Consider the following 17,572-nt stretch of genomic DNA (forward strand, 5'->3'; position numbering starts at 1 on the left):
GTGGGGGGATAGTGATGAACAGTAATATAATAGGATATAAACAAAACACTATTTCTAGAATAATTATTCTGAAATAAGTACCTTTACCTATGATAATAATAAAAGACTTTCTTTGGCTTTTTGAAGTTATTAGATTTCTTTTTAAAAATATTTTTTCAATATTGATCGTTAAAATTACATCATCAAAAGTCTAAACACATTCCTTTTAAAGCCTCGCTACTCAAGTTTTTTGGCGAGTCAAGTTAAATTATAGGGAGGTAAAGCAGACACGTTAGAGGAATGAGAGCCCTATGGCAAAAATGTTTTTTAATAAGACGGAGCTTGCGAAGAGCACTTAAAATACTTGTCATACAGATTGATTTTGTCAGAAAACTAAAAAAGAGGGTTTATTGATGTCGTTTTCAACGTCAAGTATGAAAGTCGCTCTAGGTTTACTTGCTGTCACTTTTGGCCCGATGAATTTGGCTAGTTCTTCGGAGGTACCTTTGTTAAGTGCGAGTGAGTCTGATCCGATTACATTGGGGTGGATGCAGGGCTTTCCTGTGCCAAAAAATAAGCTCATCATGCAACCAGAATCTGATTTCTTTAGCTTCCCTAAGATGCGATGGACAGTATGCCATATCCGTGAATTGATGCCGACCAAAGAAGTCAGCCGTGGTATCGGAGCGGCGGCAAGTATCACTCAAAATCTGGATAAAGCGATTGATAAGATAGAATTTAAGCCCCTTGGTAGTGATAAGGTCATGACATGGAGGGCATCTTTAGCTTCCAACTATACTGATGGTATGCTGATTTTACATCAGGGGCAGATTGTCTACGAGCACTACTCTGGCTGCCTCGACCCAATCACTCAGCATGCTGCGATGTCGATGACAAAATCTCTTACTGGGTTGTTAGCTGAGATTTTAGTTGTTGAAGGGGCATTAAATGAGGATGAACTTGTCGCAAATATCATTCCTGAGCTTAAAAACAGTGCGTTTGGAACGGCTACGGTCAGACAAGTTATGGATATGACAACGTCATTAAAATACAGTGAGAACTATGCTGATCCTAATGCTGATATCTGGGTTTATTCAAAGGCAGCGAGCCCCTTACCAAAGGATAAAAGCTACCAAGGGCCAGATGGTTATTTTGACTATCTAAAAACATTGAAAAAAGACACTATCGCTCATGGTGAAGTCTTTGGCTATAAAACGGTCAACTCAGATACTTTAGGTTGGATAATATCAAGAGTTACTGGTAAGAGTATGGCTGATTTATTATCCGATCGGATCTGGTCTAAAATGGCTGCAGAGCAGAGCGCCTATATGACGGTTGACGCGAAGGGCGTTCCTTTTGCCGGAGGAGGGTTGAGCGCTGGACTGCGTGATTTAGGACGAATTGGCTTATTGATGCTGAATGGTGGAGTGATTAATGGCCAGCGATTGTTTCCAGAAAAAGTGGTGAGCAATATTAGAGCTGGAGGAGATAAAAAAGCGTTTGCTAAAGCGGGTTATAAAACGCTAGAAGGTGGCAGTTATCGCAGTATGTGGTGGGTGATGCACAATGAAAATGGTGCTTTCTCTGCCCGTGGCGTGCATGGACAAACCATCTATGTTGATCCAAGTGCGGACATGGTGATTGTCAGGCTTTCTTCTTACCCTACCGCTTCGAATTCAGCCATTGATCCGACTTCATTACCAGCCTATCAAGCGGTTGCCAATTACTTGAGTTCAAAATAATGACTTAATTTCTCCCTCCTCTTTGTTAAAGAATGTTTTGATATAAATATATACCCAAGCACCTTGAGGTTACTTGGGTATAATGATGGGATGGAGAGCATAGAGTCATCGTGATAGACCCAAGCAGCCAGAGGTTGCTTGGGGATCAACGGTGAGCTAAAGCCCTAATAGTCTGTTGGATTAAGGGGTAGGTCTTTGTACGAGTGGTGCGCTAACTTCTTGAGGCTCTAACTTGATTGTTTGAGTAGGGAAAGCAATATCGGCATCATGTGCTTTGATGATCGCAACGACCTTCATTAAAACGTCTTGTTTGACTTCGTGATAGCGAACCCAGTTCACCGTTTTAGTGAAGGTATAAATAAAGAAGTCGAGTGATGAAGCACCAAACTTGTTGAAGTTAACAATTAAAGTTTGGCTACTGTCGATATCATCATGTTGTTTCAGCATCTCTCGTACGGCATCGATGATCAACGGTATTTTTTCTGCATCATCATAGCGTAGACCTATGGTTTCATAAATTCTTCGGTTCAGCATGCGCGAAGGGTTTTCAACCACAATATTACTAAAAACTGAGTTGGGTACGTAGATAGGGCGTTTTTCAAAGGTACGAATGCAAGTCATTCTCCAACCAATGCGTTCTACAGTTCCTTCGATTTGACGATCAGGTGAGCGGATCCAATCTCCGACTTTAAATGGACGGTCAAAATAGATCATCATGCCACCAAAAAAGTTAGAGAGTAGATCTTTTGCGGCGAGACCGACAATCAAGCCACCCACACCACCAAAGGTCAGCAGCCCGGACAAACTCAGACCGAAGGCTTGCATAATGGTCATTACGCCAATGACAATAAAGAACAGCCGAAACACTTTTGCGATGGCTTGAACTGTGGTTTCATCACGATTCTTTTGTGCCAAAATATACGCTTCAACATTGCTCACTAAACGCAGTACAGCCCACACGAGCATACAAATCACAAGCAGCAGTTTTAGAGTGCTCAGCCAGTTCACTTGGCTATCGAGCTCGCTTTGCAAAACGATTCCTAAAGACACGGTCGCAGGCCAACACCAGATAAGTGCGCTGACTGGAGTTTTAATTGCCGCGAGGATCATGTCATCCCATTTAAAGGGTGTTTTCTCAAATAAAATGGTAAGACGAGAGCAGAGAATTCGCCATATTACCCAAGAGAAAAAACTGGCAACAGTAATGAATAAAACACTGCTGCTCCATTGTTGATGGTTAGCTAATATATATTGTTGGATTTCAGAGAACCAAGACGTCATAGTTATCGTGTAATTTTATCATTCAATCGGTCAACACTAACAGAATGGCATCGATTACCCCAGTAAAATTGTCAAAGCCTCAATATCTCGCTGGACGCAGTATTTTGAAGCCACTTGGATTTATCTTATTTTTTTAAGAAAAGGCATACTGCTTGTTAATGGAACTCAACAAAAGGAATGAAGGGGTATCTGCCTGATCCCCCCTTAATAAGCAAATTGCCGATGGTAGCGAATGATTAGCTTTATGCTACTGACATCTAAGAGCTATCGACCTCTAGGGTTGCTCAGACAAACTTGAAAAGATCGCTTCAGCATCAACAATACCACCAGAAATGGATAAGGTTTCAAATGGGACTAACTGCTCTGGTGAAGATGGCTTTTTCACTAATAAGTCAGCATAAGGTCGAGCTTGATCCATTAATACCGATTTCAGCTCTGTTGCTGTGAGATCAGGGTGATGAGACCAGACGAGTGCAGCGACACCCGAGACCACGGGCGCGGCCATGCTGGTGCCGCTGAGTGATTCATAAGTGTTATCGGGAGTTGTCGATAGGATACGGTAACCCGGAGCGAAAATATCAACACTGGTTTGGCCAAAATTACTGAAGCGTGCGACCAGTTTTTCGTCAGCATATTTCGCTGAAGCACCAACATCCATCCAAGTTTCAATTGGTTGTGACCAAGCATGTTGAGCAAAACGATTTGGGAAACTTGGTTTTAAGTCATTATCACTTTTGCTGTTGCCAGCAGAGTGAACGATGAGCACACCTTTTTTGGCCGCATAGCGGAAAGCATGATCGACGACAAACTTGCGTGGAGAATAACTTTTACCAAAACTCATATTGATAATATTCGCGCCGTTATCAACGGCATATCGAACCGCGTTGGCAATGTCCTTGTCACGTTCATCACCGTTAGGAACCACTCGTACAGACATGATTTCTACGTTCTCAGCAATACCATCAATACCTATCCCATTACCACGTTCAGCCGCAATGATCCCGGCTACGTGAGTACCGTGTCTGCCTGATGGGCCTTTAACCAGGTTATTTCCATAGCCTTTCTCCCAAGGATTGCTAATATCATCTTGCACTATCATTTGACGGGTATCGAAGTTGACGTTGTAATGATACTGCAGTGCTTCTAAATAACGATTATAACGAGAGTCCAAATATTTAAAGGAATACCAAGTGTCAAAAAGCTCGATTAAATCCTTCGCTGCTTTAGCAACTTGTGGAGAATCATGCTGCAAGAGTGGCGTTAAACCATCAACACTAAAGTCATCGTGTAAAATCACATTTAGGATTTGTTGTTGAAGCGAGCGAGCAAGGCCTGTTGCTTGTTCAACGCGTTCTAATGCAGAGCGATTACTTTCCACGGCCTCAAGGTAGTTTTGTTCGATTTTTTTGTAATACGCTTGTTGTTCATCATCTAGCCATTGTTGTTCCGCTAAAATATCAAGGTACTTTTTGTATTCGCGAGTCACTTCCAGTGTGTCTTGGTTAACATTCTGTCCATGCTGATTGCCAAGGAAATTCCAGCCATGTACGTCATCAATGTAACCATTGTTGTCATCATCGAGACCATTATCAGGAATTTCTTTTGTGTTGGTCCACAGTTTATTTTTAAGATCCTCATGCTCGATATCAACGCCAGAATCTAAGACTGCCACAACAATCGTTTTTGGGATTCTAGGAGGCAATAAGGCGTCATAAACAAAATTGGCACCGACACCTTGTACATTAGATGTTATCGGTGAAAGGTTAAACCAATCTTGCTGACTCTCTAGCGGCGGTGTTAAAAAACGTAAAAAGGAATACACCGGCTTAGGCGTTGCTTTGATAGAGTAATCTTCAACAATGGTGCCTTTGACGTTGGTTATATAAGGTGAATTTGCGCCATAAGGTGAATCAGTATGTCCGGTTGTGTACGCAGCAAGTGCATGAGACGAAGCCAACATAGCGATATTTATAACAGAGAGTCTCAGCGTTTTCTTCATGGTTTTAACCACCTTTTCGTTGATGTTTCAGTTAACGTTGAGAAAATCCTAAATATTAAAAGCAACTTTGCGAGTCAAATGTTAATAAAATGTTAAATTGATCTCGCTGTCACAATGAGCAACCTAATAAACTTTGAACTGCTCAACTTTATAAAAAAAACAGCAGATAATTTTATTAAAACTGTGCATTTCTATTGTTAATTCTAACTTTAGCGTTTGGTCTCAATTATTTTTCACGTGCTAAATATAACTAAAAGGTATAAAGAGAGTTAAATAGAGGGCGATAGTGTATGCCATTACTCAAATATAACCATATGGTTGCTTGTAAAGTGTTCAAACACACCAGTGTTGAAGGTAAATCACTTAAATTTAAGTAAATAGTCTCTACACTTAAAATATGACAATAAAAACAAGGAGACGCATATGGCAGGACAAAGGTTAGAACCTAAACAGCTATATTCTGTTGCTGAGCTAGAAAATATGCCATGTAAGTCAACCAAGGAACTCCCTCCGATTGATGAAATAGTGGGGCAAGAACGTGCTCAAAAAGCGGTTGAATTTGCCATGTCAATCAAGGAAAAAGGGTACAACATTTACGCAATTGGTCAGAATGGCTTAGGAAAGCGTACGATGATCCTACGCTATTTAAACCGACATCAGCATGATGAAACGGCGTTATTTGATTGGTGCTATGTCGCGAATTTTGAGGATACGCGGACCCCAAAGGTATTAAAGTTACCATGCGGAGTCGGGAGCCGCTTAAAAAGTGATATCGAAAAACTGATGGCGAAGTTACTCAATGCCATTCCACTCGCTTTCGATAATGAAATGTACTATAGCCGTGCAGATAGATTGAAAAATCAGTTGGCGAATAAGCAGCAACTTGAGCTAGACAGCATAAGTAAGGAAGCCAAAGAAAAAGGCATCAGCTTGACCATCACTGCACAAGGCGATTATCAATTTGTTGCAATGGATGGTGAAGAGCTCCATACCGAAGAATCGTTTGATGCTTTGAGTAAGAAAGAACAAGAGTACTTTTCGAGCAGTATCGATGAGCTTGAGGTAAGCTTAAGAGGAATGATTCGTGAGCTGACGGAATGGGAAGAGTCGTTCAGTGACAAAATTAAAAAGCTCAATGATGATGTGACATTAGACGTCATCACGCACTTTATAAAGCAACTTAAACTGGACTATGCCGGCTATTCAGAAATAAAAGCTTACTTAACCGAATTACAAAAAGACATTGTTGAAAACGCAGATATCTTTTTAGAACAGAGTGGTGAGCAGGGCGAAATGGCCACGGCCTCTTTGGATAAAAAGCTACCAAGGCGTTATAAGGTCAATGTTTTAGTCGGTAGAAAAAACAGTGACTTTCCAATTGTCGTTGAAGAAAACCCGAACTATCACTCTTTGTTTGGTTCTATTGAAACGGCGACATTCAAAGGAACAGTGTTTACCGATTTTTCACTGATTCGCGCCGGAAGCTTACATAAAGCCAACGGTGGTGTGTTGCTAATGGATGCACAGAAGGTTCTTGAGCAGCCTTATGTCTGGGACGGATTGAAACGGGCGCTGCGTTCAAGACAACTCAGTTTTACCTCCTTAGAAAAAGAGGTGACGTTAACCGGCGCTGTATCTCTTGATCCAGAACCTATTCCCTTAGACATCAAAATCATTTTGTTTGGTGACTATCGTACTTATCAGCTTTTACAGCATTACGATCCAGAATTTGCTGAATTGTTCCGTGTCACTGCTGACTTTGAAGACGAAATGAAACGGACACCAGACTCTGAGTTACAGTATGCTCGCTTTATCTCTAGCGTCGTCAATGACAACAACATGCTGCATTGTGATAAAAAAGCCATTGCTCGTATTATCGAATACAGCTCTCGTTTGTCAGGTGATCAAACCAAGCTGTCATTGCATTCTGCCAACATCGCCAATTTGCTGCGTGAATCCAACTATGTTGCTCGCCAGGCCAATTCAAATATGATTCGTATTGGTCATGTTGAGGAAGCTTTAGGTAATCAAGCGATGAGAGTGAGTCGGCTGCAAGACAGTGTGATGGAAACGTTTGTTAACGGCACTACCTTGCTGCGGACAGAAGGCTCAGCGGTAGGGCAGGTTAATGCCCTTTCTGTATTGAGCACCAGTGATCATATGTTTGGTGCGCCCAATCGAATTACCGCGACTACTTGCTACGGTGATGGCGAGGTCATTGATATTGAAAGAAGTGTTGATCTTGGTGGCAGTATTCACTCAAAGGGAGTGATGATTTTGTCGGCTTACTTGTCGTCGGTATTTGGTAAGACCGCGAGAGTGCCATTAACCACAACCATTACCTTTGAACAGTCCTACGGTGGCGTCGATGGAGACAGTGCGAGTATGGCAGAATTTTGTGCCGTGGTGTCTGCTTTTTCAAGACAGCCTAACCGACAAGATATCGCTATTACAGGCTCAATGAATCAATTTGGAGAAGCTCAACCTATTGGTGGGGTGAACGAGAAAATAGAAGGGTTTTATGACGTATGTATGATAAAAGGTCGTCATGAAACGCAGGGAGTGATCATTCCTCGCTCCAACGCCCACAATTTAATGCTGCGTCCGGATATTGTTAAAGCGGTTGAAAAGGGCGATTTTCATATTTGGGCCATTGATCATGTGACGGAAGCGGTTGAACTCTTTACGGGTAAAGCCGCAGGGATGGCAACCGATGAGGGCTCCTACCCAATTGATACCATATTTGGTTTAGCGCAAGCAAAACTGAATGCTTTAAGAAAATAGTCACGTTACCTGAAACTTATTCGATCAAGCATTTATATCGCGGTTGTAAAACACTTATCAAATTAATCTCTAGCAAGCTTTGAGCTTTCTAGAGATTTTTTTAGCTTTATATGAACTCTAATGATGTTTGCTTGTCATACACAGTGTGACAGTTATTTTAGGTGCATTTTTACTCTCACTTATTAAGAACTCTGTTCCATATGAAGTAAGTTCCCTATTTTTTTGTGATCCTATGCACATTTTTTTGTGTTAATTCACATTAGGAAGTGTAAAAAATTTGTAGTCATACGCGATTATGAACCATCTGACTGACAATTTCCCCGCCTCTGGTTAGTCATTTTGCCTATTTTTATAGTCATTTCGAAAATAAAGCTAGTCTATTCAACCTGTTGCGTCATTTTCTAAAGTTGTTACCATTCTTCCCGTCTTCTTAATCGAGCACGATATCATTGTGCTAGAAATGGGAGACTGTCGATAAAACAATGGTATGGAAAACAAAATGAAATTAAAAACTCTAGCAGTAGCAGTGGCTCTAACAGCAGCTGGCTCACAAGCATTCGCAACAGAACTATACAGCCAAAATGGCGGCACTCTAGAAATGGGCGGCCGTGCTGAAGCGCGTCTATCTATTATGGACGGTGAAGGTGCTGATAAGTCTCGTGCTCGTATCAACTTCTTAGGTAAGCAAGAAATCAACAGCAACGGCCTATACGGTGTTGGTTACTGGGAAGGTGAGTTCAAATCTAAGAAAGCAACTTCAGAAGGTGTTGCTGCTGTTCGTGATACACACGGTAACGTTTTAGTAGGCGCGACTGCTTCTGAAAGTGACAGCACTTACCTAGAAACTCGTTACCTATACGCTGGTATGGGCGGTAAATTTGGCGAAATCACTTACGGTAAGAACGACGGTGCACTAGGTGTAATCACTGACTTCACTGACATCATGTCTTACCATGGCAACAATGCAGCTGTAAAACTAACTGTTGCTGACCGCGCTGATGACATGATCTCGTACAAAGGTCAATTCGATAACCTAGGTCTTAAAGCAAGCTACCGCTTTGAAGGTCAAGAAGGTCAAGACCAAGATGGTTACTCGCTATCTGCAACTTACGCATTTGCTGACACTGGTTTTGAAATCGGTGCTGGTTACGCAGACGAAGAAAGCCTAGATGAGTTCATGCTAGCAGCAGGTTACACGATCGGTAACTTCTACATGGGTGCTAACTACACTGGTGGTGATTTCGTTGAAGCTGACTACGAAGCATTTGAACTTGCAGCTGCTTACACAATGAACAAGACTGTGTTCTCTGCAACGTACAACAATGGTGACCTAGAAAACGATGAAGTTGTTGATGCCCTAGCAATCGACGTAACTTACTACTTCAAGCCTAACTTCCGTGGCTACGCGTCTTACAACTTCGACCTACTAGACGAAGAAGGTTCTGATGACCAAGACGAGCTAGCACTAGGTCTACGTTACGACTTCTAAGCCTTAACGACAAAAATATCCCCCCTTTGTCTTAGTTAAGTCAAACCCCTTGCCACTGCGGTAAGGGGTTTTTTGCATTATCGTGATGCTAGTGAATAAGTGAATAAGTGAATAAGTGAATATATGCCTAAAAATCTTGAGATGACTTGGACATAGACGCATAATCATACGGACATGTTATTCGGCCAGTGAGTATGACCCATTTAATCCACCCACACTATCGAGATTACCCAACCTCTCTCTATGCTTCCATTGGCGAAGAACTCAATTTAGGGAGCTTTAAAAAATGCGAGATTATCCAGCCTTTGTGGAGTGGTTATGGACAACTGGTTCGGATTCATTTTACCCAAGGAACGGTAATCATAAAACACGTCCAATTGCCAAAATCACAACAGCACCCTAGAGGATGGAATAGTGATCGAAGTCATCAACGTAAGCTACGTTCTTATCAAGTTGAGACAGCCTGGTATCAGCGGACCAATACTCATATCGATCAACGATGCCGCAGTCCAAAAGGTCTTAAATGCTTGCAGACAGACCATTCTTGGCTGATCGTTATGGAAGACCTAGCAAAGTCCGGTTATCCCGTTACACTGACGATAGCGAATACCAAGCAGATACAATTATGCTTAGCTTGGCTGGCTCATTTTCATGCACGCTATATTGGGGAGTATGACCCAACGCTTTGGCCAACAGGGACTTATTGGCATTTGGCAACCCGACCGGATGAGCTGGATGCACTCCAAGATCACAAGCTAAAAGCGTATGCAAAACGGATTGATAAATCATTGGCACAAGTGCGTTTTAGTACTCTCGTTCACGGCGACGCAAAATTAGCCAATTTTTGCTTTAATCAGGACGATACAAAAGTGGCCGCGGTTGACTTTCAATATGTGGGGCATGGCTGTGCAATGAAAGATCTCGCTTTATTTATGAGTAGTGCAATTGCACCTGAGAAATGGGCAGAGATGGAATCATGGCTGCTGGATCATTATTTTGCTATTTTAGCCGATGCGATTGCGTATTATCAGCCTCACCTTGACAGCCGTGAAATTGAATTAGAATGGCGACCATTATTTGTAGTGGCGTGGGCCGATTTTCATCGGTTTATTAAAGGCTGGAGCCCCAACCACTGGAAAATTAACAATTATACAGAACAAATTGCTTGCAGAGCCATTCACTTCCTTGATCCTGATTTCTCTTCTTAATCACAAAGCTTCGAAAGTATAAACCGAAGTAACCTCAAGGTAGACAGAGCAAAGGTAGACAGAACATCTAATAGGTTACTTGGGTATACAGGTATAAACATCCCTGTTATTGCTGTTTATTGCAGAATTAATCGCTTTGTAAAAATGCCCGTCTACTGGATTTCAAGCGATTTTTTTCGAGATTAATGATCCCTGGGTTACCCAAACGAACAATCTGCAGCATGTGTCTGATCCAAGTCGGAAGTGATGGTGATAGTCGATAATGGATCCATAAACCTTGTCGTGTGTCCTTTAGGAAAGTTGTATCCCTAAGAAGTGCGAGGTGGCGTGAAACTTTAGGCTGACTTTCTCCAAGGGCCATTTTAAGGTCTGTGACGGTTAATTCTTGCTCGTCCTCAAGCAACATCAATATTTTCAAACGCAGCGGATCGCTCATCAGTTTAAAAAATGCACTTGGGTCTAAGTGGATATCATGATCTTCATTATTGATCAGCAAGAACAGGTTTATCAGATTGATCAATTCATTTGCCGTTTCTTGGAATGGCTCGGTTCCTTCAAGTGGCTTAGGATCTACCAAATTCCAGTGTAACTGATGAATATCTTGTTCAAAGGGGGCACACTCGTTTTTGGCATTATCACAAAGAGAAATCACAAAGTCATATTCATTGTCTTCGACATCAGCAAAGTCCTTAGAGCTGAGGCCCTTACTGCAGATATTATGATTTTGTAGAACATGGTGAACTCTTGGATCGACTTCACTTGGTTGAAAGCCAGCACTGTCTGCGTGAAAATGTTCACCTGACATATGATTGAAAAGGGCTTCTGCTAGTTGAGATCGAGCAGAGTTACCAGTACAAAGAAACAATATATTTTTTTTCATATATTAGACCGCTCTGAATCAATTTGTCAGACCAGTATACCCAAATAAATGAGAGATGCGACCTAGAATGTTAATCGATTGTTCTATCTATTTTATTGTATTTATAAGATCATGATATATAGAGATAACTTCGTCAAAATTTATTCAAAAAAGAACGACTTATTCTCCTTCGATTTTTCAGGGGAAATATCATCAAGATTCTGAACAAATTTGGTTACGGCCTTTCGACTTTGCTCGATATAACGCTTGATCGGCACGATAAAAAGTGCGCTGTGTATTTTCACCTTGTCGATGCAGTGTGACACCAATTGAAACCGTTACATCACGTTCTCCCAAAATAGTATGCCAATCAAATTGGTGTATTTTTGTTCGATAGTGCTCAGCATGAATAGAGGCTTGTGCAAGGCTAGTGTTTTCTAAGATGACTAAAAACTCTTCACCACCAAAACGGATACAATGGCAATTAGGGAAGTGAAAATAATGAGTGAGTTGTTTCGAGACTTGTCTGATGACCTTATCCCCAATAAGGTGGCTGAGTTCATCATTAATCAACTTAAAGTGATCAATGTCGATGACAAGCAAAGCAAAAGAACTTTTCTTCAATCGTAACTTTTTAACTTTTAGTTCTAACCAACGACGATTATGAAGTGATGTCAGTGGATCGGTTAAGGCGTCCTGTTGAAGTTGCGCAACTGCGTTTTTATGTTGTAGGGTTGTTTCTTTTAATTCTTTATTTTCTATTTCAGATAAAATGAGTTTGAGTTGTAATTCAAATCGAGTAAGACGTCTTAACTGTGCTGGCCCTAGATCGCTGATCGGAATATTCTTTACCAACTCCGATTCAATTCGAAATGCTTTCTTTTCATAATTGAGCGCTTGTTGAAAATCTTTTTGTGTTGCAAATATTTTACTTCTCGCATTATAGAAACAGTGTGCCACAAGTGGTGCGTCGACTTCGTTAATGCGTTTTTCAATCGATGCTAACAGCATGTTTGACAATGACGTATGGCCTACTTTGTTTAAACTATACGATATCTCCAGTTTGACCATAGTGGAGAGCCAATGGGTATGATGGTTTCCAACGTCGTATTGTATTCTTGATAGTGTCAATAATGCTTGTTGGTAATCTTTTTGGAGACGATAAAGTTTGGCGCGGTAGAGAAGAACCTGGCCAGTGAGATTTTTATCGCTTACTAGGGTACTGAGCTCTTCACACTGATTGAGGACGAATGAAGCTTGAGTAAACTGTTTTAAATTAATATGGCATGCAAGAATAAATAAGTGATATTTTAGCTTTAGTGGTCGATGGCTAATGGCGTGAGCGATGGCATCGATTCGATGGTAATAGCGTAATGCACGCTGATGGTCACCGTAAGCATCGCACAGATTACCCATGCCCAGTACAGCCAGTACATAGGATTCAATGCACCCATGCTCTACGGCTAAACTGATTGATGAAGTGTACTCTGCTAGGGCGAGGTTATAATGGCCTAAATCAACTAAGCGTTCACTGAGACTGGCCTTGATTGAGAGCACATCATCTACATCTTCGGGCAGTTTGAGTAACTCAAGAGCAAGCCTGAGTTCTGTGATGCTTTCTTTAAGTTGCTTGAGCTTACTTCGGTATTCTGCACTAATGAAATAGCAATGTGCTTTTTCTTTATCTGTCGAGGCAATATTAAGTTGAATCTGTTGCCACAGAATAATGGCTTCTTCTCCAGTGACTGATGCAGGATCTAACCCTTCTCCGGTGACTTTCTTAAGCAGTTTTTCCATTTTTCATCACCTCAATATGGCTTTGTTCTAATTGTTCTAATGTGAGAGGGAAAGTTAAAATATCTTGCAGATAGAGAGTTGGGGTGGGACCTTGTAAACCATGCCTACCCCAAGGGTAAAGTTTCAGCATACCACCAATAGTTTGGCACAGAGCTTCGGCAGCCAAATCTTTTTCAGCAATTAATATCGCTAACCTTTTGGTACTCAATCGCGTGATTAAGTCACTCGAGGTAGTAAGGGAGTGGATTAATTCTGTTGATAAATCCAAGAAAGCAGGGTTTTCATGGTGAATCATAATAACCGAGTAATTTGCACCGTTAAGTTTACTTTTAAATAAAACGAGCTGTTCCCACCAATAGGTTTCAGAGACGACGTTGGAAAACTGCTTTTTAGGGTTGTATTCATATTGCGAGCGGATGTGATTGATTAATTTTCTTGCTCGTTGTTCTAGTTGACGCTTTGAAGCTCGAGTTTTATCAAGGTTTACCCGATGGGTTTGTTCTTTGAGTTGTTTAATGGCATGTTGACGGTGCTTCTGAAAAGCTTTGTAGGCAAGCTTGTACTTTCCTTGTTCTTCAGCAACAAGCGATTGTTGGAAACAAATTTGACTTAAAAGCTCACCGTTATCGAAGGCAGCAGCAGATTGCTCGGCCATTTTTAGCAGTTTTGCGGCACTCGCTGTATTCTTTCGGAGTAGTTCTAATCTTGCCCTTGTGATGAACGAATGTGCTTTCATCCAAACCAAGTCGTGCTCCATTGCCAGTTTATATGCTTGTTTTGTCGCTTGCTCAGCGGCATCTAGACGTTTTAGGCCTAATAAGGCAAGGCCCTTGAAGTCTAATATTTCAGCCTGCCATGTGCAATCTTGATGATTCATTAGCGATTCTTCTGCGCCGTCTAAAACGGTAAGCATTTCGAGGAAGTTTTCGAGTAAGTAATAGTCCCAAGCTAATAAAATCTGTGCTTTTCCCTCCAGCCATGGCATTCTGCAATTATTTGCTACTTTTACAGCAAGCTCATGAGTCGAAGCGGCCAACTCATACTCGTCGGTGATGCGCCATACGTTACCAAGGCCGATAAGAGATTCAATTTGGATCTCGTTATTGTCCGATAAAGCGGATTTTTCTAATGCATTGATCCAATATTGTTGGGCGGTGTAATATTTTGCTTTACCCCAATGATGTAACGCAAATAAATGCAGGATCTGTGGGAGCATTTCGTCAGTATCTTGCTGGTTTTGCAGTTGGAGCGCTTCTTCAGCAAGTTTCAATCCTTGGCGATAATTCATTTCACACCAAGATGCATGGGACATGATCAAAAGCGCTGATATTTCCGCTTCAACAAAAAGCCTCAGCTTCGCACGATCGCGATACTCTTTGGCTTTTCGAAACGCATATTGTGGGTCTGACTTTATTTTGCCCTCTAGGACACTAAGCTCATTTTTGAGCTGAATTTGGCTATTATCCAACGTCCACATCCATGGTTACCGAACTTGACTTGACACCTAAAATGAGCGATTTATGTTGAACAAATAGGTGTTGCCTATATTTAGGCCAGAAGCTGTTTTATGGTCAACGGTTCTTTAGACACGCCTAACCGCTGTGCCGCTGTTAACTCGTTTATATCTTGCTCACACAAATTATGCCAAGCTCTGAATATATCTAAAAGAGGCAAAATACTTGCAGGTCGTAATTTGCGACGTGGCTCGTTAATAAAGCATTCAAAAAGCGCCTGAAAACGATATTGGTAACCTTGGACTTGCCTTAAAGTGGCATGCTTAAACCAATTTACAGGATTGTTTTCTTCACCAGCAAGATGACAAATACCTTTTTGATGATGGATTGTATGGTGTTCTTTTGCATTTTTCTGAGTTGAAATCATCCAGCGATCCCGCCACCAACTCATAAAAACAGTATCCAATTTTTCAGATAGTTTGTTCATGCGCCAAGAAGCTCCTTCTTCAACGTACATCAAATTAATACGACCAGTTTGAATACGTGGTAAAAAAATGCTCATTGCTGAAGAACGTAACAAAGGATCTTGGGGGAGATAAATCGTTAAAGGACGTTCAGCATCACACAGATCCATCAGGTGAAGATAATGAGCATATGCCGTGTAGGGAGGTCGAATTAGAGCACCTTTAGCAGGATAAGAAAAAGTAGAAAGATCACCTAATGGGTCTTCGACATTATAACGCGCTAAGATCGTTTGATATTGCCTATCAATTTGTTGCTGTAAAGAATGAGAGAGTGAGTAAACGCGCTCATTGTTTTCAGGTTGATATTCCTGAGAGACAAAACGGGAGGTGTCATCATAAGGATTGTGTACAGAACTGCCCGTGGCTTTTTCTGTCGATGAATAATTGGTATGTTGACAAAGAACGTAACCAGATTGTGCGTCTCCTGACGCAATCCAATACACACCGTTATTACTTTTGGGTTGAAGCGGCACGAAGTGTGAAGCCAGTTCGTAATTTTGTGCATGTTTAGCCCAACGAGCATCAGTGACGGCGAGTTTTCTACGACAGCGGCTAGCGATGTGGTTGAGATTATCATAAAACGTTTTTGGGTTAATCTTCAGGGTACGACAGATTTCACGAACTGAATAGCCCTTAAAGATCAGTCCAATCAGGCTCTCATGAAATCGTAGATTTGAATTATCTCCTGACCATTTATCAACAAAAGTACTCTGGCAGTTTTTGCAGCGATAACGTTGCCTGTCACCGCTGTAGCCAAAAGCATGATAAAGATGTTTATGACTGAGGCAGGAAAGGCCAAAATTGGCACAGTGGCTATTGTTGCAGCCAGGCAGCTCATTATGATATTCCGCTTTAAGTCTCTGATACTCCTGAAAAACGTCTTGGTTATTGAGCAAAGGTGGAAAAGCACCACAACCACGACATACCATGAGAGGTCGTTTAGGGTTTGTGTGTTGCAGAATATAGCGGCTAGGTTCACTGACCCCAAAGTTTTCACAAGACAAGGTTTTACAAAAGTTGAGTTGTAAACCATTCTCGGCTGGTGGAAGATGATTATTTGACACGACTGCCCTCCATGGCTTTCTTCGCTATACCCAAGTAACCTCAAGCAATCTATAGATGCCAAGGTATGCACAACCCGCTTTGATGGGCTGTGCATCAGGTGCCATCAGAAACGCTTAACATCTGTTGATGAAGGTGTTTGATGAAGGCTAAGGAAGAGCTTAGATATTAATCGCTGTTTCCAGAGCGATGTTCATCATTTCATTAAATGATTTCTGGCGTTCATCAGAACTCAACTGTTCACCGCGTGTAATGTGGTCAGAAACTGTTAAGATCGTTAAGGCTTTGGCACCTAAGTCTGCCGCAACGCCGTAAATGCCCGCAGCTTCCATATCAACACCTAAAATGCCAAGCTTGCTCATTTTAGCAAAGATAGCCTCTTCAGGAGTGTAAAATAAATCCGTGGAGAAAACGTTGCCAACTTTAACAGGGACCTTATGAGAGCGTGCCTGGTTAACGGCTTCTTCAAGCAAGCCAAAATCAGCGATAGCAGCAAAATCATGGTTATTGAGGCGAATACGATTGACTTTCGAATCAGTAGAAGCCCCCATCGCGATTACGATATCCATAAGCTTCACGTCATCACGAACCGCACCACAGCTTCCGATACGAATAATATTTTTTACACCGTAGTTACTGATTAACTCATGTGCGTAAATGCTGCTTGATGGAATGCCCATGCCGTGTCCCATAACAGACACTTTTTTACCTTTGTAGACTCCGGTATAGCCAAACATATTGCGCACATCGCATATCAGTTTTGCATCATCTAGAAAGTTTTCAGCGATGAACTTTGCACGCAAAGGATCGCCTGGCATAAGAACGGTTTCAGCGAAATCATCCGGTTTTGCATTGATGTGTGGGGTTGGCATAAGTGCTCTCCAAAGTTAGCTAATTCAGCAGTTTTACGTTTTTACATTGACACGTGCAGTATAAACAAGAGCTTATATTGATTCGTTTTTTACAGTAAAAGCATCAATGTTAACGAAAATTGTTGAGTTTCTTTACTCATAGTAAGTCGATATTAGTGGGTTATTGAGAAGGTTCATGAGATTTAACTCACAAAAATCTGCGGTATTTAACTTATTGTCACTAATGTTAACCAAAAATGTTGAATTTATTTATTCTAAATATACCCAATTGATACGATCCTAAAGGTCACGACGCTGGACACAGTATCTTGAGGTTACTTGGGTATAAAGTCGGCTTTATCTCGGAATGATTTCAGCTAACTTGATGTATTTCGCTCGGAGAGCCACTTGCTTGGAATGGAGTGTCGATTGATCTTTTTTCTATCTAATTACGAATAATAGGTGTTGAAACTTTCCACTCTTCTTTATCCTCAAAAAAGTTATACAAAAATATATCTTGTACAAACTGAGATTGCTTGCTAT

At 41.4% G+C, this 17,572-nt stretch carries 11 protein-coding genes; 4 read left to right on the top strand and 7 right to left on the bottom strand.

Going from position 1 to position 17,572, the window contains the following annotated elements:
- Positions 1-392 precede the first annotated feature (392 nt).
- Positions 393-1,721, top strand: a complete 1,329-nt coding sequence (locus tag BS333_RS15415; protein ID WP_021708497.1) for a serine hydrolase domain-containing protein — start codon at positions 393-395, stop codon at positions 1,719-1,721.
- 180 nt (positions 1,722-1,901) lie between these two features.
- Here the strand turns inward: BS333_RS15415 and BS333_RS15420 are convergent, their stop codons facing one another.
- Together BS333_RS15420 and BS333_RS15425 are read right to left on the bottom strand one after the other, a co-directional pair.
- A complete protein-coding gene (locus BS333_RS15420; protein ID WP_021708498.1) occupies positions 1,902-3,002 on the bottom strand; it encodes a mechanosensitive ion channel family protein in 1,101 nt (366 codons plus the stop codon).
- Positions 3,003-3,276: 274 nt separating this feature from the next.
- Entirely contained in the window at positions 3,277-5,001 is a 1,725-nt protein-coding gene (locus BS333_RS15425) for a S8 family peptidase (RefSeq protein WP_021708499.1), read from the bottom strand.
- Positions 5,002-5,424: 423 nt separating this feature from the next.
- Between BS333_RS15425 and BS333_RS15430 the strand changes: the two genes are divergently transcribed.
- The 3 genes from BS333_RS15430 (at position 5,425) to BS333_RS15440 (ending at position 10,482) form a co-directional block, all read left to right on the top strand.
- A complete protein-coding gene (locus BS333_RS15430) occupies positions 5,425-7,785 on the top strand; it encodes a Lon protease family protein (protein WP_021708500.1) in 2,361 nt (786 codons plus the stop codon).
- A gap of 499 nt (positions 7,786-8,284) precedes the next feature.
- Positions 8,285-9,274, top strand: coding sequence for a porin (locus BS333_RS15435; RefSeq protein ID WP_033003337.1), 990 nt, complete (start codon positions 8,285-8,287; stop codon positions 9,272-9,274).
- Between the two features lie 194 nt (positions 9,275-9,468).
- Positions 9,469-10,482, top strand: a complete 1,014-nt coding sequence (locus BS333_RS15440) for a phosphotransferase (protein WP_021708502.1) — start codon at positions 9,469-9,471, stop codon at positions 10,480-10,482.
- A gap of 127 nt (positions 10,483-10,609) precedes the next feature.
- On the opposite strand, the gene BS333_RS15445 is transcribed toward BS333_RS15440, so the two are convergent.
- From BS333_RS15445 to deoD, 5 genes are all read right to left on the bottom strand, one after another.
- Positions 10,610-11,362 (bottom strand): metalloregulator ArsR/SmtB family transcription factor, encoded by a 753-nt coding sequence (locus tag BS333_RS15445; protein ID WP_021708503.1) that lies wholly within the window; start codon positions 11,360-11,362, stop codon positions 10,610-10,612.
- A 192-nt stretch (positions 11,363-11,554) separates the two neighbouring features.
- Entirely contained in the window at positions 11,555-13,138 is a 1,584-nt protein-coding gene (locus BS333_RS15450) for a GGDEF domain-containing protein (RefSeq protein ID WP_021708504.1), read from the bottom strand.
- The gene (locus BS333_RS15455) at positions 13,122-14,606 is read right to left on the bottom strand and encodes a hypothetical protein (protein ID WP_033003346.1); all 1,485 of its coding nucleotides are present in this window, start codon (positions 14,604-14,606) and stop codon (positions 13,122-13,124) included. The genes BS333_RS15450 and BS333_RS15455 overlap by 17 nt, the downstream gene beginning before the upstream one ends.
- Positions 14,607-14,686: 80 nt before the next feature.
- The gene (locus tag BS333_RS15460) at positions 14,687-16,180 is read right to left on the bottom strand and encodes a hypothetical protein (RefSeq protein ID WP_021708506.1); all 1,494 of its coding nucleotides are present in this window, start codon (positions 16,178-16,180) and stop codon (positions 14,687-14,689) included.
- A gap of 159 nt (positions 16,181-16,339) precedes the next feature.
- Positions 16,340-17,050, bottom strand: coding sequence for a purine-nucleoside phosphorylase (deoD, locus tag BS333_RS15465; RefSeq protein WP_021708507.1), 711 nt, complete (start codon positions 17,048-17,050; stop codon positions 16,340-16,342).
- Between the last annotated feature and the right edge of the window lie 522 nt (positions 17,051-17,572).

Origin of the sequence: Vibrio azureus (assembly GCF_002849855.1) — a bacterium.
GTDB classification, from domain to species: Bacteria; Pseudomonadota; Gammaproteobacteria; order Enterobacterales; family Vibrionaceae; genus Vibrio; species Vibrio azureus.

Excerpts from the sequence above, each read along its gene's own strand:
- BS333_RS15415 (WP_021708497.1), top strand. The coding sequence starts at position 393 with ATGTCGTTTTCAACGTCAAGTATGAAAGTCGCTCTAGGTTTACTTGCT.
- BS333_RS15420 (WP_021708498.1), bottom strand. The coding sequence starts at position 3,002 with ATGACGTCTTGGTTCTCTGAAATCCAACAATATATATTAGCTAACCAT.
- BS333_RS15425 (WP_021708499.1), bottom strand. The coding sequence starts at position 5,001 with ATGAAGAAAACGCTGAGACTCTCTGTTATAAATATCGCTATGTTGGCT.
- BS333_RS15430 (WP_021708500.1), top strand. The coding sequence starts at position 5,425 with ATGGCAGGACAAAGGTTAGAACCTAAACAGCTATATTCTGTTGCTGAG.
- BS333_RS15435 (WP_033003337.1), top strand. The coding sequence starts at position 8,285 with ATGAAATTAAAAACTCTAGCAGTAGCAGTGGCTCTAACAGCAGCTGGC.
- BS333_RS15440 (WP_021708502.1), top strand. The coding sequence starts at position 9,469 with ATGACCCATTTAATCCACCCACACTATCGAGATTACCCAACCTCTCTC.
- BS333_RS15445 (WP_021708503.1), bottom strand. The coding sequence starts at position 11,362 with ATGAAAAAAAATATATTGTTTCTTTGTACTGGTAACTCTGCTCGATCT.
- BS333_RS15450 (WP_021708504.1), bottom strand. The coding sequence starts at position 13,138 with ATGGAAAAACTGCTTAAGAAAGTCACCGGAGAAGGGTTAGATCCTGCA.
- deoD (WP_021708507.1), bottom strand. The coding sequence starts at position 17,050 with ATGCCAACCCCACACATCAATGCAAAACCGGATGATTTCGCTGAAACC.